Here is a 5140-nt window from a genome sequence, read left to right on the forward strand (position 1 = left end):
TTTTACATAATTCAAAGAAAGAATCGAGAGGGGTATCACTTATCATTTTACCACTTTTTGGCGGAATTCTTTAGTGCTTACGAACGATTTACGTGAGTTTGTTTTAAGAGCTGATATATACGAAAGGTGCAGGGGGGAAAAGAAACATGTTTGGATTTGGCAAACCGAAAAAGGAAGTCTATCAGGAACCACAACAGGAAGATTATTTTTACGATGAGTACGACGAGGGATACGAGGAAGATTACGGCTATGATGCCTATCCTGAGGAAGGATATGAACGGCCAGCTGAACCTCGTAACGACTACGATCGCAACGAACGGCGGTCACGTACTCGTAACGATGGTTATGGGGAAACCAATAGCGGGGACGGATCAGTTCTAAGAGAAGACCCGCGGGATCAGATAGAATCACCGCTGCAGCAAGAAGTCGAGCGCCTAGAAGAAACCGCTGCGCAGCTGAAGCATCAGCTAGAGGTCAAACAAACAGAGTTGACTACGATGGCCTCGACGTTAACAGAGAAAGACCAACAGATGCAGGATTTGCAGATTGAAAAAGATAAACAGATCCAATTATTAATGGATCAATTGGATCAAAGCACAAAACAGCTGAACCAAACCGAGCAGACCCAGTCAGAGGCTCTAGCGGCGGCTCAAAAAGAAATCAATCAGCTGAAAAAAGCCCAAGCAGCTAGTGAAGCGATGAAAGACGAACTGGCAAATATCTTGGTGGAATCTAAGAAGCAGGAAAAACAAATTCTGGAACGGGCAGAATATGAAGCCAATGGCATTCGCAATCAAGCCCAACAGGACGCGGATCAAATGCTTCATGATTCGGCCTTGGAGCTGCGGGTCATGAAGCAGGAAATCAAGAACTATCGCAAGCGTCTGCGGATCGTTCAAGAAGAAACGGCACAATTCTTCGTCAAATTATTAGCCAACAGCGACAGCTTGCTGGATGAAGAGTAATAGAGGGGATGAACCGCAGTGAACGCATTTAGTAGTCAAATTACACTGTATCCCACCCCAGCACCGAAGATGAAGGATGAACTGGACAGCACGGAGTTATTGGTCGCGATCGAGAAAGCTTGCGAATATCTCTATGCACCTGAAGGAAGTCTTAGTGAAGGACAGCGGGAGAAGATCCGCAATCACTTTCAGCAGCTTTTTCAATGGATGGACGGCAGCTATCATTTGGAGCTTTTATTGGAACCAGGCGAGTTTGATTGGCAAAGCTTTTATCAGGCCCTTCGTCAGTTCTTTCCCCAGTTTGCATGGCTGAAGGCCCAGACGGAGGAACCCAAGTATGGCAGGCAGATGTACCGTTTTGACTTTGTTCCTTTGGTATTTCACAAAAGCGGATTTCCCTTCGCGGTTCATTTAGAAGACAGCTTGGCCCAACAATTTGCGATGACTAGTGCGGAAGCCCTAAAGCATGGTGAACAACTGATGCAAGAGTTGGCAGAACAGAACTTCAGTAGTGAAAGAAAACCAAAAAAAGTTCTTCCGCCGATAAAGAAGGCAGAGAAAAAAACGCAAGAAGTCGCCAGTTCGGTGGACTTGGTTCAAAAAGAGGAAATCAAACAGGAGACACAGAGCAAAGCCAGGCTTCGAGCAGTTAACCAGAAACTGGAGATGGTGATTGAAAAGCTGGAACTATCGATGCTTTACAGCGGCATCCAGTACTTTAGCCAGGAACACAAAGAAGAAAACGACTGGGACAAGCGCATCAAGATCAGCCTGCGGGAGTATACCTATCTCTTGCAAAAGGGGAAGTTCCTGGAACAAATGTGGAACCTGAATGGCGAGCTGGTGAACAAGACTGAAAAGATGACCGTGACAGGAAACAAGCTAGTGTATGAACGTGATCAGGTGAAACAGATCAAAGCGAATCTTTCGGCACGCGATATTCATTTTGTCATTTACGAATGCCAGGTGATCGAGTCGCGGGCGAAGGTTCATGCGCGGCCGTGGTTCAGGAAACCTTACGTGAAGCTGATGAAGATGGACTATGACAATTTGCTAGGCAAGGCAGCGTATTTTGATTTGCTGCAAGGCGAAAGCTCATTGCTGGAAAAGATGGTTCGTGAACAAAAGGATGCACCAGCTAAAAACGCTGAGGAGGTTGGCTGAGGCAGACGATTCAAGCCTTTTTATCTGTGGTCAATGCCGGCGAAGTTAGCAATGACTTTTGCACTTTCTTATCTGCTTTTTTTCGGATTATTCAGAGGCTATCACTGGGCATATCCGAAATATTTTGTCAGTGGTGAATCCATGTTTCCAACCTATAAAGAAGAGGAAGTGATCCAAATTATCTCACACGGCAAACCGAAACGATTCGATGTGGTGGTCTTGCGACCGCCTGAAAATCCAAAAGGACGCTACCTTAAACGAGTGATTGGCCTTCCTGGTGAACGAATCAATTATCGAGGTGGCAAATTATTTGTAAATGAACAATTGGTAAACGATCCATTTGGTAAGGAAACGGAAGATTTCAACTGGGGTGAGTTTTCTATCGATCCGATCCCTGAAGGTTACTACTTCATCTTAGGAGACAATCGGTCGGTATCTCAGGACAGCCGCCACTTCGGATTAATTACACGGCGACAAATTTTAGGCATCGTCCAAGAGGGGAACAGCAAGTAAATGAAGTCATTACAAGAAAAAATCGAATGGTACACCTTTTGGTATTGGGTCTACTGGCTCTTCTCTTTGGTGGTTCTGCTGGGTGTTGCAGTCTTAGGAATCTTTTTTTACTTCACGGATTTTCAAGAGGTGGTGACGGTCAGCCAATTGTTCTTATTGATGTTGTTAATGATGCTAGCTATTTATTTGCGAATGACCGCATTGCATTATCACACGATCTTGATGGACCTGAAGAAGGTGGCTACTAGACAAAGACGACCTAGACCACGACCGCAAGAGAGGCGGTCCGGGAATGAAAAGTAAAGAACTACTCTGTGTGGTATTGGTGAGCGGAATTTTGTTGTCTGGTTGTCAATCGCAGGTGAGACAAGTTGTGCTGGCGGAAACAGAAGCCTCCAGCACTGCTTCACGAGAAGTGCTCCAGAGTGAAGCTGATAGTTTATCACCGGCTGCAAGCACCGCTGATCATTCGTTGGAAAAATCAAGTTCAGTAAAAGAATCTTCTATTAAAGAAGAGCAATCTCAACTTTCTGAAATTTCAGAAGGTTCTGAAGGATCATCTGCCAGCGAGGTTTCTGTAGAGACTGTTGAAGTGACGGAAGAGTCGAATGCACAGGTTCCGGAAATCATTCGGCCAGTGACTACTCCTGAGAAGGTAGAAGAGCATTATCAATTTTCGGTGGTGAAGAACCAAACGACAGAAGAGTTTATTAGGAAGATAGGTAAAGATGCTCAGCAAATTGCTTGGGATAACGGACTTTACGCTTCCGTGATGATCGCTCAAGCAATTCTGGAAACAGGATCGGGAAATAGCCAACTGTCAAGACCACCTCATCATAACTTGTTTGGAATTAAAGGTAGTTATCAGGGGAAAGAAGTCAGCTTTAATACCCAAGAAGATAAAGGGAATGGTCAGCTATATATGATCAAGTCGGCTTTTCGGCAATATCCCAGTTATAAAGAGTCGCTGGAAGATTATGCGGCGCTTTTGAAAAATGGACTGTCGGGAAATCCAGGATTTTATCAAGGGACTTGGAAGGAATATGCGGCTAGTTACCAAGAGGCTACGACGGCATTGACCGGGAAGTATGCGACGGATACTTCTTATGATAAGAAGTTGAATGTGTTGATTGAGACGTATGGGTTGGTGGAGTTTGATCAGGAGCTGAGTAAGCAAGAAGAAATTCTTGATTCTACAGAGGGCCAACAAAACTCTATGGATACAACTACTGAAGCTAGTAAATCAGCTCAATCAATTGAAGAAACAACGAGAGATGAGAAAACAATTGTTAGTAAGACAAAACAACAGGTAGTTATTATTCCACCTGTCACACAACGACCAGCAAAGCAGCTATCAGGCAACCGACCAACACAATGAAAGAAGGGGAATTATGACGAGACAACGTGATTACCGAGATCAAGACTATGATTTCGACGACCGACCGCCATATCGTGACCGTCCCCCTTCTAATCGACGACCGCCAAGACGGTATGAAGAAGATGAATATGACTACGAGGAAATGGATGATCGCCCGCACTACCGAGGCAGGCCGCAATATCACGAATCGGCTCCGCGCAGAGATTACGAGCGTCCACCGCGTCCAATGAAACAACGGCCAGATTCAAGAAGAGCTCCGTATCGAACCGGTCCGCCGCCGCAATATAGAAATGCACGGCCAGCTGATGATTACGATGCACGAGAGAGGGGAGCGCCTCCTCAAAGACCACGAACGCAGCGCCCGGATTCGCAAGGCGCACAGACATTACAGGTGGCAAAGAAATCAACCAACCGCAAGATCTTTTTGTTTATCTACAATTTATTTTTCTACACGTTGACGATTGGAATTTTGCTTAGCTCGTTGATGTTTGCCTTTAGTGAAAAGTCTGATGCCGCTATTTTCGGTTATCGCTTTTACCAAGTACTGACGGATTCGATGGCGTCACAGCCTGACTCACCTTCTAAAGGATTTTATTCTGGGGATATTGTTCTGGTGAAGATGACCGATGGCAGGCAAGTGAAGGAAGGCGACGTTGTTACTTTCCAAGTAGGTGAAGGAAATCGTTACTTGACTCATAGAATGGTAGAGCGCTTAACCGAACTGAATGGTAAAGAAGGCGACTATATCGTTACTAAAGGGGATGCCAACGAAAGCAATGACCCGCCAATAGAGGCGAGTCGGGTCTATGGCAAGGTCACCTTTGTTATTCCCAAAATGGGCAGCATCTTGAATTTTGTTCAAGAAAATCTTTGGTTGTGTCTAGTTTGTGTACTATCGACCTTCGGGTTCTTCTTAGTACTTAAAGCTTATTTTTTACAACCTGATCCAGTACAAGAACCATATAAAAGAAAAAGGTATCCAAATAGGGTATAACCGCTTGTTTTGACAAGTGCTTATATAAAAACAAAAAAGGAAAAATATGGGAGGAAAAGAAATGAAGAAGAACAGTAAGAAGAAAAAGCTGATGGCTGCAGCGGCGGCTTTAGCGTTAATCGCAGC

At 44.8% G+C, this 5140-nt stretch carries 6 protein-coding genes; all 6 read left to right on the top strand.

Annotation, left to right across the window (positions count from 1 at the left end; translation table 11 throughout):
- Nucleotides 1-146: 146 nt before the first annotated feature.
- The gene (locus tag JZO70_RS22120) at nt 147-965 is read left to right on the top strand and encodes a hypothetical protein (protein WP_207675871.1); all 819 of its coding nucleotides are present in this window, start codon (nt 147-149) and stop codon (nt 963-965) included.
- 69 nt (nt 966-1034) lie between these two features.
- A complete protein-coding gene (locus tag JZO70_RS22125) occupies nt 1035-2129 on the top strand; it encodes a hypothetical protein (protein WP_207675876.1) in 1095 nt (364 codons plus the stop codon).
- A gap of 51 nt (nt 2130-2180) precedes the next feature.
- Nucleotides 2181-2642: a signal peptidase I gene (gene lepB / locus JZO70_RS22130; protein WP_207675872.1), complete on the top strand. Its 462-nt coding sequence runs from the start codon at nt 2181-2183 to the stop codon at nt 2640-2642.
- Nucleotides 2643-2945 (top strand): hypothetical protein, encoded by a 303-nt coding sequence (locus JZO70_RS22135; protein WP_207675873.1) that lies wholly within the window; start codon nt 2643-2645, stop codon nt 2943-2945.
- Entirely contained in the window at nt 2935-4020 is a 1086-nt protein-coding gene (locus tag JZO70_RS22140; RefSeq protein ID WP_207675874.1) for a glucosaminidase domain-containing protein, read from the top strand. Before JZO70_RS22135 ends, JZO70_RS22140 begins: the two co-directional genes overlap by 11 nt.
- 13 nt (nt 4021-4033) lie before the next feature.
- Nucleotides 4034-5014: a signal peptidase I gene (locus tag JZO70_RS22145; RefSeq protein WP_207675875.1), complete on the top strand. Its 981-nt coding sequence runs from the start codon at nt 4034-4036 to the stop codon at nt 5012-5014.
- Nucleotides 5015-5140 lie beyond the last annotated feature (126 nt).

It is taken from the genome of Candidatus Enterococcus moelleringii (assembly GCF_017377575.1).
In the GTDB taxonomy this organism is placed as follows: Bacteria; Bacillota; Bacilli; order Lactobacillales; family Enterococcaceae; genus Enterococcus_A; species Enterococcus_A moelleringii.